The organism is Bradyrhizobium diazoefficiens, assembly GCF_016612535.1.
In the GTDB taxonomy this organism is placed as follows: domain Bacteria; phylum Pseudomonadota; class Alphaproteobacteria; order Rhizobiales; family Xanthobacteraceae; genus Bradyrhizobium; species Bradyrhizobium diazoefficiens_C.
The window spans coordinates 2,323,618-2,336,252 of sequence record NZ_JAENXS010000002.1 but is presented as its reverse complement, the minus strand read 5'-3'; the positions used below and the strand labels follow the sequence as shown (position 1 = coordinate 2,336,252).

12 protein-coding genes and 2 pseudogenes are annotated in these 12,635 nt (G+C 61.9%); 4 read left to right on the top strand and 10 right to left on the bottom strand.

What is annotated here, in order from left to right; translation table 11 throughout:
• Positions 1–102: 102 nt before the first annotated feature.
• The 4 genes from trbF to JJE66_RS27790 are packed head-to-tail and all read left to right on the top strand — an operon-like array spanning position 103 to position 3,280.
• Positions 103–786 carry a conjugal transfer protein TrbF gene (gene trbF / locus JJE66_RS27805; RefSeq protein WP_200517638.1) on the top strand — a complete coding sequence of 228 codons (684 nt, stop codon included), beginning with the start codon at positions 103–105 and terminating at the stop codon, positions 784–786.
• Entirely contained in the window at positions 783–1,817 is a 1,035-nt protein-coding gene (gene trbG / locus JJE66_RS27800) for a P-type conjugative transfer protein TrbG (RefSeq protein WP_246756557.1), read from the top strand. The genes trbF and trbG overlap by 4 nt, the downstream gene beginning before the upstream one ends.
• A complete protein-coding gene (locus JJE66_RS27795; RefSeq protein ID WP_200517637.1) occupies positions 1,814–3,034 on the top strand; it encodes a TrbI/VirB10 family protein in 1,221 nt (406 codons plus the stop codon). Before trbG ends, JJE66_RS27795 begins: the two co-directional genes overlap by 4 nt.
• Before the next feature lie 6 nt (positions 3,035–3,040).
• On the top strand, positions 3,041–3,280 hold the full coding sequence (locus JJE66_RS27790; protein WP_200517636.1) for a DUF2274 domain-containing protein: 240 nt from the start codon (positions 3,041–3,043) through the stop codon (positions 3,278–3,280).
• On the opposite strand, the gene JJE66_RS27785 is transcribed toward JJE66_RS27790, so the two are convergent.
• The 10 genes and pseudogenes from JJE66_RS27785 to JJE66_RS27745 form a co-directional block, all read right to left on the bottom strand.
• Positions 3,253–4,191: a LysR family transcriptional regulator gene (locus JJE66_RS27785; RefSeq protein WP_200518847.1), complete on the bottom strand. Its 939-nt coding sequence runs from the start codon at positions 4,189–4,191 to the stop codon at positions 3,253–3,255. The genes JJE66_RS27790 and JJE66_RS27785 overlap by 28 nt on opposite strands.
• Before the next feature lie 43 nt (positions 4,192–4,234).
• Positions 4,235–4,462 (bottom strand): annotated as a pseudogene (locus JJE66_RS38235) (acyl-homoserine-lactone synthase); the annotation flags it as partial.
• 132 nt (positions 4,463–4,594) lie between these two features.
• Positions 4,595–5,218 (bottom strand): annotated as a pseudogene (locus JJE66_RS38230) (alpha-hydroxy-acid oxidizing protein); the annotation flags it as partial.
• Positions 5,219–5,801: 583 nt separating this feature from the next.
• Positions 5,802–6,776, bottom strand: coding sequence for an HlyD family secretion protein (locus JJE66_RS27775; RefSeq protein ID WP_200517635.1), 975 nt, complete (start codon positions 6,774–6,776; stop codon positions 5,802–5,804).
• Positions 6,763–9,093 (bottom strand): ABC transporter permease, encoded by a 2,331-nt coding sequence (locus tag JJE66_RS27770; protein ID WP_200517634.1) that lies wholly within the window; start codon positions 9,091–9,093, stop codon positions 6,763–6,765. The genes JJE66_RS27775 and JJE66_RS27770 overlap by 14 nt, the downstream gene beginning before the upstream one ends.
• Positions 9,090–10,142 (bottom strand): HlyD family secretion protein, encoded by a 1,053-nt coding sequence (locus tag JJE66_RS27765; protein ID WP_200517633.1) that lies wholly within the window; start codon positions 10,140–10,142, stop codon positions 9,090–9,092. The genes JJE66_RS27770 and JJE66_RS27765 overlap by 4 nt, the downstream gene beginning before the upstream one ends.
• A gap of 98 nt (positions 10,143–10,240) precedes the next feature.
• The gene (locus JJE66_RS27760) at positions 10,241–10,624 is read right to left on the bottom strand and encodes a tautomerase family protein (protein WP_200517632.1); all 384 of its coding nucleotides are present in this window, start codon (positions 10,622–10,624) and stop codon (positions 10,241–10,243) included.
• Between the two features lie 144 nt (positions 10,625–10,768).
• Positions 10,769–11,125 (bottom strand): hypothetical protein, encoded by a 357-nt coding sequence (locus JJE66_RS27755; protein WP_200517631.1) that lies wholly within the window; start codon positions 11,123–11,125, stop codon positions 10,769–10,771.
• Positions 11,126–11,315: 190 nt separating this feature from the next.
• Positions 11,316–11,684 (bottom strand): response regulator transcription factor, encoded by a 369-nt coding sequence (locus JJE66_RS27750; protein ID WP_200517630.1) that lies wholly within the window; start codon positions 11,682–11,684, stop codon positions 11,316–11,318.
• Positions 11,685–11,756: 72 nt separating this feature from the next.
• On the bottom strand, positions 11,757–12,386 hold the full coding sequence (locus JJE66_RS27745; RefSeq protein WP_200518837.1) for a response regulator transcription factor: 630 nt from the start codon (positions 12,384–12,386) through the stop codon (positions 11,757–11,759).
• Positions 12,387–12,635 lie beyond the last annotated feature (249 nt).

Here is a 12,635-nt window from a genome sequence, read left to right as displayed (position 1 = left end):
TAGCCGAGCCTTTGCTCTCACCACCTCTGCCGGCGGCTATTTCTCAAACCTGGCCGTCTCACGACTTGAAACCGACCGTTCGATCCAAGGGGGCAATCATCGATGTTCAAACGACCTTCTGTTCACTACGGGCGCATGCCCCAACCGGTTACGCCTTATCAAAAGGCAGCGCAGGTTTGGGATGAACGCATTGGGTCGGCACGCGTGCAAGCCAAGAACTGGCGCTTAATGGCGTTCGGCTGCTTGATGCTGTCCGCCGGCCTCGCTGGAGGTCTTGTTTGGCAATCGAGCCAAGGATCAATCACGCCCTGGATCGTCGAAGTCGATCGTCTCGGCCAGGCCCAACGGGTTGCGCCGGCCAACATCGACTATCAACCCACCGATGCCCAGATCGCCTACCATCTGGCGCGCTTTATCGAGGATGTCAGGGGCCTGCCCGCCGACGGTATCGTTCTGCGCCAGAACTGGCTGCGGGCCTATGACTTTACCACCGATCGCGGGGCGGCCGCGCTCAACGATTTTGCGCGCAACAATGATCCGTTTGCCAAGCTGGGCAAGGCACAAATCTCCGTGGACGTCTCGAGTGTCATTCGCGCCTCGCCCGACAGCTTTCGGATCGCATGGGTCCAGCGCACCTACGATAACGGCTCATTGAGTTCGACCGAGCGTTGGACCGCGATTCTCACGATCGCGATCGAGACGCCGCGCGATGCCGAACGTCTTCGTAAGAATCCCCTCGGCGTCTACGTCCGCGCCATCAACTGGTCAAAGGAGTTGAGTCAATGACCAAGACGGCGCCTGACGCTCAGGCAACGCTTTCAATCTCGCACTGCACGCCGAAGTCGGCTTGGTCAGAGTTGGTGAATACGAAGCGTGCGTTCCTCTCGGTGCTTTTGCTTTGTTCGTCAGCCCTGGGAGGGTGCGCGACATACATTCCGCCAGCCATTAGCTACGACGCCGAGGTTCCGCCGTTGCCGGCGCCTCCAGTGCCTCTCGACGACAGAGCGCAGCCACTCCACGTTCCACCGCTCTGGAAACCGGCTCTCGGCGGCAAGTCGGGAGGGAAGGAAGAGCCCGAGCCGGTAAGCCGGGTTGAGACGGCAAACAGCGCGGCGCGCGTCGAGCCGCGCAAGCGGGGGTATTTCAACGCGGCGCAGATCTACGCTTACAGCCCCGGTGCGCTCTATCAGGTTTACGCCGCGCCCGGCCAGATCACGGATATAGCGCTCGAAGAGGGAGAGCAACTGACGGGATCGGGTCCGGTCGCGGCCGGAGATACCGTGCGCTGGGTTGTGGGCGACACGGAGAGCGGGAGCGGTGACACGCGGCGCGTCCACATCTTGGTGAAGCCGACCCGTGCTTCGATCGAGACGAACCTCGTCGTCAATACCGACCGGCGTACTTACCTGATCGAGCTCCGCTCCCGCGAGCGGCCATACATGCCATCTGTTGCCTGGTACTACCCGGAGACGGCGCGCCAGAAATTGCGTTCTGTTTCCCTGAGGCCGGTTATTCCAGACCCATCGCAGCGCGTCTTCCGCTATGCGATTGAGGGTGACAGCCCGCCCTGGCGGCCGCTTACCGCATATGACGACGGCCGAAAGGTCTACGTGGAATTCCCGCAAGGAATTGTTCAAGGCGAAATGCCACCGCTCTTCGTCATTGGTCCTGACGGCAAGACCGAACTCGTTAATTATCGCGCTTATGGCAATGTTTTGATCGTAGATCGGCTGTTTGCAGCCGCAGAACTCCGGCTTGGCGGTGAACACCAGCAGAAGGTCAGAATTGTCCGGACCGACGGGAGGCCGTCGTCATGAACGCTGAGAATGGAAGCGATCGAGAGCAGGCGATTCCGCCGCAAACATCGGACGAGCAGTCAAGGAGCTTTCGGCTAAGAGCCGAACCCCCGCGCGTGACACGGCTGTCGCGAAAGGTCCTGGCGGGAGGAAGCGCAGTTGCCTTGCTTGTCATAGGCGGAACGGTGTTGTGGTCGCTGCAAAGCAACCGCTCCCGAAGCCAGGCGGCCGATGAGCTCTACAGCACGGACCATCACAACATTGCCGACGGCATCACGGCACTGCCGAAGGACTATACAGGCGTTCCACGCCAAGCCGTCCCGCAGCTTGGCCCGCCACTTCCTGGAGACCTTGGTCGGCCGATCCTTGCTGCGCAGGGTCAGTCGCCCATGATTGGCGCTGCGGCTCCTGACCCCGAACAGCAGCGCCGGGATCAGGAAACCGAAGCGGCCCGTGTAAGTCACTTGTTCGCTTCTAGCAACGCGAGAGAAGTTGGCCCAACGGCCCTCGCGGCTCAGGGAAGCGATCGCAATCCTCCGTCGTCCCCGGCTAGCAGCAGCGACGAAGGATATGGACAGAACGGTCAGGACAGAAAGCTTGCCTTCGTCAACGCGTCCGTGGACCGCCGCACGGTAAGCCCTGACCGCGTCACAAAACCGGCTTCGCCCTATATCGTGCAGGCCGGAACCGTCATTCCCGGCGCCCTGATCACGGGCATCCGATCCGAGCTTCCAGGCCAGATCACCGCGCAGGTGACGGAGAACGTTTTTGATACCCCGACCGGTCGTCTGCTCCTGATCCCGCAAGGGGCTCGCTTGATTGGAGTCTACGACAGCCAAATCGCGTTCGGTCAGTCCCGCGTGCTTCTAGTCTGGACCCGCCTGCTGATGCCGAACGGCCGGTCGATCGTGCTGGAGCGGCAACAGGGTGCCGACGCAGCGGGCTATTCGGGACTTGAGGACGAGGTCGATAATCATTGGGGCGAACTGTTCAAGGCTGCTGCCCTGTCGACACTCCTGGCCGTCGGCACTGAACTTGGTGCGGGCTCAGATACGAATAGCAATGACAGTGCGATCATTCAGGCCCTGCGGCACGGGGCCAGCGACTCCCTGAATCAATCCGGCCAACAGGTTGTGCGTCGCAGTCTCAATATTCAGCCGACGCTGACCATCCGTCCGGGATTTCCGGTACGCGTGATCGTCAATCGAGATCTCGTTCTCGAGCCATACAGAGGATGATAGCACATGGCCAAACTCAAAATTGGAGCGATTCCGGACGACAAGCCTGTCAAGGTGACTATCGAGTTGCCGGCGCCTGTGCATCGAGATCTCACTGCATACGCGGAAGCCTTGGCAGGTGAAGCCGGTCATCCCGTCGATCCGGGTAGGCTGATTGCGCCCATGCTGGCGCGGTTCATGGCTACTGACCGGGGATTCGCGAAGCTACGGCGTACCGCTCATTCGCTAAAAGCTGGAGAGGGGTAGCGTTCGGCTAAGAGCTTCAGAAGATTCTCCAGAGCAGGGTTTGCGTTGTCCCTCCGCCAATATGCAAAAAAGTCAATTCGGCTTGGTCCGGCTCCATCTCTTAGTTCGCGGTAGACCAGACCGGCAAAAGTTGCGCCGATATCCGATTCCATTACGAGACTGATCCCAAGCCCCATGTTGATGAGGCTCTTTATGACACTCCGGCTCACGTCGTGCCGTTCAATTTTTGGTCGGTCCTCACTGGAAACGAGTTTTGAGACCAGGAGATCCTCAAGCTCCCGTCCCGGGTCATGCTGGCTTAGAAGAACTGTTTCATTCCGGAAATCCGTCCAGTAGATAATCTCACGGGAGGCCAAGGGATGGTCTTCTGGCAGCGAAATCAGGATACGTTCACTCCAGAGTGGCAGGCCCTTGCTATCGACCAACGGCATTTGGCCCGGGCAGACAACCACGTCAAGCGTTCCATTTCTTAGGGCATTCATCAGGCGAGCGCGCGGTCGTTCAACTGTTGCTAAGTCAATCTGCGGAAATCGTTTCTTAAAATCAAGTATGGTAGCTCGCAAATTGCCCGCGGAAATGGAAGTGCAAAAGCCGATTGAAAGACGACCCGCTTCGCCGCGACCATTCGCTTTTGCTGTTGCCACAAGCACGTCGACTTGCTCGAGAATTAACCTGGCCGTCCTTAGAACGCTGCGCCCTGCCAGCGTTGGATTTACCCCTGAGCCTGAGCGCTCGAACACCACGACGCCGATCAGATGCTCAAGCTGACGAATGGATCGGCTCAGGACCGAGTGCCGAATGGACAGCAGTTCGGCGGCTTGCCGAATACTTCCGTAATCTGCAGCTGCGACTACAAAACGGAGCTGCTGCAGGTCAACAGCAGGCATCCGGAACACCAGCGGCTGGTCCATCATCTCGCTCTCTGAAGCCGGGGATGCATCGTATTGGGCTGCGTTAGGCGGCGGTGAGAACGACCGGCTCCCAAAGGACGGGGCTGGCAAGGCCTCCCGCGTTACAAATCCCAGCCAATATCTCAGTGGAGATATCGAGGTAACCTGCAACGGCCAAGGTATTTCCGAGATTGCACGGATTGCCTAAGCGCCGTAAGGGCCAGCCGGCCCGGCGCAAGATCCGTTCCATTCTGGCGTCGGTGACCGTGACAATAAGCGCACGCTGCAGACCAGCTCGCCACCGGTGACCGCCGCGTAGAGCAGCGGCCGCCCGATGAAGACAAACTGTGCGCCGAGCGCCAGTATCGGTGCCGCGCTGGATGCCCCGGTCCAGCATTGCCGTCATGCCGTTTGCGTCGGCTGCGATCTCGGGCAACGTACGCAGGGCGGACACCGTGCGGTCGAGTTGACGGCCGCCGTGATTGGAGACGATCACGCCATCGACGCCACTGTCTCGTGCGATGCGCGCGTCTGCCGGGACCCGGTCGACCAGGGGCCCAACGCGGGAATTGTCGCCTGCGAGATAGGTCTGATACCATGCCACATGATTTTCGCGCCGAACATCTTCCAGCGAAACTACGGATAGCGCGCTGAGGATCATCGGTACGTTCATTGGGTTCGCCGCGCGCGCCAGCACGATGTCCCCGTGGTTGGCACATAGTGCCGCAGAGCCCATCGGCGTAACGCCAAACGGTGCCGCGTAGGCCTCGCCGAATATTTGTGTGGTCTGATCGCGGCCGGAGACGTCGTTCAGTACGCGCGGCATAAAGCCACGTTCTGTGAATGCACGGCAATCTTCCTGAAGCGATGCGTCGGGCTCAGCGCCACCTGAGACGTAGCGATAAAGAAATCTTGGCAGCCGACGCTGCGCCACTGGCTCGAAATCATCGAGGTTGCGCTTGAGGTTGTGCGGCAAAACTGAAACTCGAGAGTGATCGGCGCAAGCGACGGCAGAGGCATGTTTTGCGCTTGAAGAGGTATCGTGCATGTTGGCAAGCAATTCGCGCGTCGAGACTCTCGAAAGAGGTGGATGGACAGAGTGGAACCGAGGTCAATTGATGTCGCTCGTTGTGTCGATCTCGAACTATAGTTGCGTCGCACCAGGTCCGGAGGAGCAGACTGGCAAGGAAAAGCTCGGCAGAGAGCATCCGATTTTCGTTCGCACCAGCCTAAAAGTACATGCACGCCTCAGTTGAAATCACACTCGTGATTTTTATCGGGATCGCCGTCCCGACTCTTTCAATCGCCGAAAACTGTCGTCAGAAGGTGCCTAGCGGCAAAACAAGATGTTTGGGAGGGAATGACATGACGAGAGCTCGGGAAATGGATGCCCTCCCGACCAAGGCGAACTCCATTCACCGCAGCAGTTTCGAGCAGGATTGGAAATTGCGTCGAATGCACCTGTCAAGTATAGCGGATTTTCGGGAGCTTTCCCCAAATCGGGTCACCAATTAGGGCTCGCTAAGCTTAACTACGTTCAAATCTTGTTTGGGATTGAATCTGTTTCGCTCGTTCTTGGCGACCGATGCCGCTGATCTGAAGCGCTGGCGCGAGTGTGCGTCCGGCCGATGTCAGGGATCGACCCAGACCGTCATGCCCGGCTCAAGGCTAGTTGTTTCGCGTGCCGGATCGAGGCGCAAGCGCAGCGTGTTGCGGTCATGATCGCCGATGACGCGCTCGGCTTGCCAGGTGGCGAAGACGCCGAGCGGCCGCAGCTCGGTGATGACCGCCTTGGTCGGGACGGCGGCGCCGTTCCGCATTACGTCCGCTGTAGCTCCCATCGCGAGACGATCGAGACGATCCTCGCGCACATTGAACGACAGCCACTGCTTGCCGGCCGCCTCGACCATCAGGATCGGCTGACCCGAACGAACATTTTCCCCGAGCTCTGCCGCGATCACGCTGACCACGCCGTCTGCGGGCGCACGGAGGACCATCTTGTCGAGACGTCGCTCGATCACGGCGACCGCGGCGGCTGCGGCCCGCACCTGTGCATCGGCGATCGCGCGTTCCTCGACGGTCGGGCCGGCCACGGCCGCGTCGTAGTTCGCCTGGGCCTCCGCAACATCGGCGCGCGCACTCGCAACGTCGCCTTCGGCCTGGTCGAGCGCCTGCTGCGACTCGAAGTTCTGGCGGGCCAGCGTGCCGGTCCTGGTCAGCTGGGCCTGCACATAGTCGAGGCGCGCAGTGGCCTTGGAGATCGCAGCCTTGAGAGACTCGACCTGCTCGCGGCGAACACCGGCATAGACGTTGTTGCGACTGGCGACGGTTGCGGCGAGCGTGGCGCGTGCTTGGTCCGCCTGTGCAGTCAGCTCGACCGCGGACAGCCGCGCCAGGACATCGCCCGCATGGACGCGAGCGCCCTTCTCGACCGAGATCGAGACGAGCTGGCCGTTCACTTCCGGCTCGACCCTGACCTCGGTCGCGCGGACGACGCCGACAATCGCGGCGGGCGGTGCCGAGTGGCGCATGACATAGAGCAGCGCTCCCGCCGCGACGAGCGCGAGCGGAATTGCAACGAAGGCGGCAGGTCTAAGGTTGGGCATGTCGCTGTCTCCTGCTGACGGCAAATGCCGAGATCACCGCGAGCGCGAAATAGCCGAGCGCCAGGCACCACAATGCGATCCAGTCATGCGCAACCTCCCAGATGCCGGCCCCTAACTGGTTGATGCGCACAAGGCCGTCAATCGCGGAGTCGGCGGGGAACAACCGCCCGAACGCGAGGGCGACGTCCGGAATCGCTTCGCGCGGCCATGCGAAGCCGGCCATGAAGAACTGCGGCAGGCTGGTCGCCAACAGCAGGATGGTCGCGTTCTCAGGTCGCGTGAACCAGGTCCCGACCGCCTGACCCATGAAGCTCGTTGCCAGCAGAAAGACGCTCGCGAGCGCGAGGATCTGCGGAAGATGACCGAGCGTCGAAAAACCGTAGATGCGGGGCAGCACGATGACGTAAAGCGCGAGCGCGGGAAGGTAGATGGTCAGATGCGCGATGCCGCGGCCGAGCACGCCGGCGAAGGCTCCGCCTCTTGCCGCCAGTGCGGTTCCGGTCAACATGGCCGCGCCGATCAGCAGGGTCTGCTGCAGGATCAGAATGAACGCCGCCGGAACGACGTAGCTCGCATAGCCGCCCACCGGGTTGAAGATCGGCTGCAGCAGCACGTTGGCCGGGCTCGACGCCGCGAGCTTCGCCTTGATGAGGCTGCCATCCGAACGCGCGCCGCGCGAGACGAGCTCGGAGGCCAAGGTTCCGATGGCGGTGGCCACGCCGCTGGCGCTCGATCTGAAGATGAACAGATAGGTTGCGTCCGCATAGACCGGGATATGGGCGGTGATGCCCTTGAGCACGTCGCGCTCGGTGTTCGGCGGAATCTCGACGGCGGCAAAGGCCTGCCCGCGATCGATCGCGGTGCGCGCTTCGGCCAGCGTTCGGGCGCGAACCGTCACGCTCAAGGCACCGCTCGCATCCAGCGTCTCGACGATCTGCAGGCTGAGATCGCTGAGATCATTGTCGACGACCGCGATGGGAAGCTTGCGAAGGATCTGGTTCAGATAGGGCTGCGGATAATAGATGCCGTAGACGAGGGGCGCGAGAAACAGCAGGCTGAAGGCGCTCCGCGTTCCCAGAACCCGCCGCCACTCCGCCGTGAAGGCGCCGCCGATGCCGCGCGGTGTGTGGCTCGCCTCGGACGGCTCCGCAGCACGCGCGACCGAAAACCAGCCCTTACGGGTGACGTTCGCCATGCGGAGCAGCGCGAGGCCGGCAAAGAGCAAAGCGAGGCCCGCAAGCGCGGCGAAGGGAATGGCGGAATCGGCGACCGGCAGTCCCCGCGCCGCCTGTCCGAGCAGGACGGCCATGTACCAGCGCAGCGGCAGGATCGCGCCCCATGTCTGCGCAAAGGCATTCATGCCGATGGTAGGAAAGCCGACGCCGGCATAACCGAACGCCGGCGAGGCAATGAGACCCGCAAGCCCCAGCCCGGTGGCGAGATCGCCGACCAGCAGCTGGAGCAGGGCGCCGAGCGACAGATAGGCGATGATCAGCAGCGTCGCCGCGGCGATCATCAACGGCAGATCGCCCTTGAAGGGGATCGCCAGCATGCCCTCCAGGAACAGCGGCTCGGCCAGCATGATCAGGAAGAAGATGCAGAACAGCGGCGCGAGCTTGCCGGCCAGCGCGACGAGCGGATCGCCGCCGGCGCTTTCGAGCCAGGTCCGCGCGTCGCGGCGGCGGAATTCGGAGCCGACGGAGTAGCCGGCGGCGAGCGTGATCACCACATGGATGATGGTCGGCAGCAGCGCGCGCAGCAGGAACTGCGCATAGTTCTTCTGCGGATTGACCAGTGCCATCGTCTCCGCCTGGAGCGCTCCCAAGGACGCCGGTGCCGGCGCCGCGCGACTGGCGGGTGCGGCCACGACCGCCGCGGCGGACAGCGAATCGTTCAGACCCGAGGATGCGATGCCGGAGGGGGTCAAAAACTGCTGGTTATAGAACCCGACGACCTGCGGGCGCCGCGCTGCCTTCAGGTCGCGCTCGAAATCCGGCGGGATGTAGACAGCCGAGATCGACTTGCCGGAGCGTATGTCATTAACGGCCGTGGACAGCGTGCCGGAGCGGTCGACGACCTTCAAACTGGGGGACGCCGCAACATATTCCACCAGGGCGCGCGAGGCGTCCGACTTGTCCTCGTCGACGACCGTCACCCCGAGCCCGCGAATGACGGGATGACTGAATACTGTCGTGAGAACCACGAATGCGAACAGCGGCACGCCGAAGATCAGGAGCAGCGCCACACGATCACGGAACAGCCAGCGGCATTCGCGCTGCGCGACCAGCCAAAATCCGGGCCTGGAAGCCGCCCTCATTGCCGCGACCGCCAGTCGAGATAGGCGCTCATCCCCGGTCGCAGCTCGGGCACCCGCTGCACGGGATAGGCGCGGATCGAAAACGTCCGCAGATCGAAATCCCCAGAGGCACGCGTGGCGCGCCAGCTTGCATATTCGCCCTTGGTCGCGATGAGCTTAACCTTGACCGTCACGGAGCGGTTGGCGAGGGCTGGAATGCGGACATCGAAGCGATCGCCGACCTTCAGGTTCTTGACGAGGTCTTCGCGCAGGTCGAAGTGGATCCAGACGTCGTTGAGATCGATCAGGGTGACGAGCGGTACGCCCGGCGAGACGTATTCGCCCGGCTCAACGTTGCGCTGATAGACCTGCGAGGCGACCGGAGCATAGACCAAGAGCTGGTCGATCACGGATTGAACGCTCTGGATATCGGCGTCGGCCTTCTCGACATTGGCCTTCGCGATCGCCCGTTCCTCCTTGGTGTAGCCGTTGACCGCCTGCTCGTACGCAGATTTGGCCTGATCGACCGCGCGCTCGCTTTCGTGCAGCGCATCAGTCGCCTGGTCGAGTCGCGCTTGCGGCGCGTTGCCTTGCTCGGTCAGGGTGTGGGTGCGGTCGAATGTCTTCTGCGCCAGCACCAGTCCAGCCTGGGCACGCTCCATTTCTGCCTTGCGCGCGGCAATGGTCTCCACCCGCGTTCCGACCAGCACGTTGGCGAGCTGTGCGTCAGCAACTGCCTTCGCGGCTTTCATCTGCTCGTGCTTGGCCAAAGTCTCTGGATTGTCGATGCGGACGAGGACGGCCCCAGCCGGCACGTTCTGACCGCGCTCCACCGGGATCTCCTTGACCCGACCGTCGACACGGGCGGCGATGTCGAACCGCGTCGCGTCGGCCTCACCCTGCACGAGCAGCGGCTCCGGTCGCAAGAGATAGAAGGTCGAAAGCGATACGACGCCGATTGCGACGAGGCTGACGATGATCGACGGCACCCGCGTCGGACTGCGCGCGGCTTCCACCTTTGCCTCGCTTGGCGTGCTCTGCTCTTTGTCATCTACGGACGACATGTCCATGCCAAACGTCCTTCCGCTACAGCAGTGGCTGTTTCTCTGTCGTTGTCGTCAGGCAGCGGGTCCTGGGATCGCGCCGGCTCTCAGAACTTGATGAATCGTCACCGCGCCTGCTCGTGCCCGACTTCCGGCATGATCACCCCATTCTCCATCGCCTGACTGGGCGGGATCTCCTGGAGTGCGACCGAGAGGTCGCTGTCGGAGACGCTTGTGTTGTCCTGGAACATCGTCCAGATGGCCTTGATGAGCCGCGTCTTCTGCTCAGGCGCGCGGCCGCCGCGGATGGTCCCGATGATCGAGGCGATCGGCGAAGGGTTTGCCGCGACGTAAGCGTGACCTCTGGGGTAGGTCAGGAAGATCGAATGGACAAAGTTCGCCGGGACCTGGTTGATCGTCGTATAGATGCGGGTCAGCTCGGCAGCGATGACATCCCTCTGCTCAGCGGACAGGAAGCCATCCGGTGTCGTAACCGTGTAGAGCGGCATGCGCTAGTTCCTTTGCGACCCCGTCAATCACCGATCCTGCGACGAGAAAATCCTGATCCTTCGGCGATCAAACACCAGGGGCATTCCCTTCGCTTGGACGTCCTTGCCGCGGCTAGGCTAATGTTGCGATAGAGTCGTCGGCGGTTAGTTTCGCCTGGCCGTCCAATACCCGGAGCAGCGTGCAGATCCCGAATAGCCGCTCCAGCGTCCCTGACCGGCGTCGCCGGAGAGCCGGCCGACGCCGGAGGCGTATTTGTCATGAACCGTGACCGATGCGCGGACCGCGCCGGATCGCGTGACGTTGCCCCTGAACTTGACGAGATTCGGATGCGTGACGATCCCGTCGGAAATGTTGACGGAGAAGCTGTAGCTCTGATCGCAGGTCCCCTTCTGTGTCACAAAAACAAGATCCCAGGCCCCGTCGTAGCTCGAGCGTGCCTGGGCGCCAGAATTCACAACCAGGAGACAACCGACAATCGCCATCCACCGCACGAGCTTCATCACGAGGTCTCCAAATTGATGGCGCCCGGTCCGAATCCGCCAACTGGTGTGCAGACTATTGCGGAGGTGCAGCTGCGGGATTGTCGGAGTCTGCTCCAATGGTGGGAGTCTGATGTCGGAGGGAGGTCAAGATGCACGCCCTCGTAAGGATGGCATCGGCGAGCTGCGCTGATCCTGCGGGCGGAAAAGGCTAAACGCCGAGTATCCTTTCAAGGCAGTTCAGCAATGTTTCGGCGTCAAAGGGCTTGCGAAGGAAGCAGGTTGCGCCGCTCGACAGCGCTCTGCCTTCGAGATCCGCGTCCGCGCGAGACGTGATCATGATCACGGGAAGCGTTCCATGGCGAACGTCGAGTTCTTGTTTGAGTTCGAAGCCGCTCATCTCGGGCATCTGGATGTCGGTGATGGCGCAAGTAAACAGTCCAAGGTCATCAGATGCGAGAAAGTCCTTGGCCGATGCAAAGCCACGGCCATCGTAACCCAGCGAGCGAACGAGCCCGACGAGCGCCTCACGCATGGAGGTGTCGTCATCGACGATCGAAATCAGTTGTCCGGCAGCCATTTGGCTATTCCCTGGAGGCGATGGCTGAACTGTTCCTGCAAGCAGCGCATGCAGAAGCTCGTCGAGCCCTACTCACGACGTCCTGTTCTTGAGCGCATCCGCCATGCGGACCAATTCGGCGAGTGAGCGCGCACCCATCTTTCGCATCGCCGCACCGCGATGAATCTTGACCGTCACCTCGCTCAAGCCAAGCTCTCCAGCGATCTGCTTGTTCATGCGCCCCGCAGTGACCAGGGCCATCACCTCGCGTTCACGCGGTGACAGGGTCGTGTAGCGATCGACGATCGCGACGGCCTGCTCCTCACTGGCACGCCGCAGCTGGTCACGGGCGATCGCAGCGGTCACCGCATCGATCATGTCTTGGTCGCGGAACGGCTTCGCGAGGAAATCGATCGCCCCGGCCTTCATGGCGCGTACCGACATCGGAATGTCGCCGTGCCCTGTCATGAGGATCACAGGCAATCGGATTCCGAGCTCGGCGAGTTGCTCCTGGAAGTCCAGGCCGCTGGTCCCCGGCAGGCGGACATCGAGCACAATGCAGCCGGGGTCAGCCAGATTGTCCGCGGTCAGGAACTCCTGCGTCGAACTATAGATATTCGCGTTCAATCCCACCGAACGTACCAGGCTGCTCAGGCCGTCGCCCAACGACGTATCGTCGTCGATGATGCGTACGATAGGGCGTTCGCCCTGCGCCTGTTTCATTTCGCGCTCCAATCGTGGGCCGAGAGAGATCCATAGCACGACAGGCGCCGAAAAGATCATCACCCATAGGTATGACCGCTCTCGGCAGCGCAGCCGAAGGACAAACCCGACCTCCGAATCTGCGCGCACACCAAGGTATGAGGCGACCACACGCTGGCACGATTGGTGTCGTGCCGGACTGCGATCATCCTGAAGGCCATGACGAAGCAGCCAGCGCGCACCTCGCGATGTTGCCGAGTGGCGTCCAAG

Coding starts and splice junctions, on each gene's coding strand:
- JJE66_RS27785 (WP_200518847.1), bottom strand. CDS start 4,191: ATGGACCAGCCGCTGGTGTTCCGGATGCCTGCTGTTGACCTGCAGCAG.
- JJE66_RS27795 (WP_200517637.1), top strand. CDS start 1,814: ATGAACGCTGAGAATGGAAGCGATCGAGAGCAGGCGATTCCGCCGCAA.
- JJE66_RS27765 (WP_200517633.1), bottom strand. CDS start 10,142: ATGGACATGTCGTCCGTAGATGACAAAGAGCAGAGCACGCCAAGCGAG.
- trbF (WP_200517638.1), top strand. CDS start 103: ATGTTCAAACGACCTTCTGTTCACTACGGGCGCATGCCCCAACCGGTT.
- JJE66_RS27750 (WP_200517630.1), bottom strand. CDS start 11,684: ATGGCTGCCGGACAACTGATTTCGATCGTCGATGACGACACCTCCATG.
- JJE66_RS27775 (WP_200517635.1), bottom strand. CDS start 6,776: ATGCCCAACCTTAGACCTGCCGCCTTCGTTGCAATTCCGCTCGCGCTC.
- JJE66_RS27755 (WP_200517631.1), bottom strand. CDS start 11,125: ATGAAGCTCGTGCGGTGGATGGCGATTGTCGGTTGTCTCCTGGTTGTG.
- JJE66_RS27745 (WP_200518837.1), bottom strand. CDS start 12,386: ATGAAACAGGCGCAGGGCGAACGCCCTATCGTACGCATCATCGACGAC.
- JJE66_RS27790 (WP_200517636.1), top strand. CDS start 3,041: ATGGCCAAACTCAAAATTGGAGCGATTCCGGACGACAAGCCTGTCAAG.
- JJE66_RS27770 (WP_200517634.1), bottom strand. CDS start 9,093: ATGAGGGCGGCTTCCAGGCCCGGATTTTGGCTGGTCGCGCAGCGCGAA.
- trbG (WP_246756557.1), top strand. CDS start 783: ATGACCAAGACGGCGCCTGACGCTCAGGCAACGCTTTCAATCTCGCAC.
- JJE66_RS27760 (WP_200517632.1), bottom strand. CDS start 10,624: ATGCCGCTCTACACGGTTACGACACCGGATGGCTTCCTGTCCGCTGAG.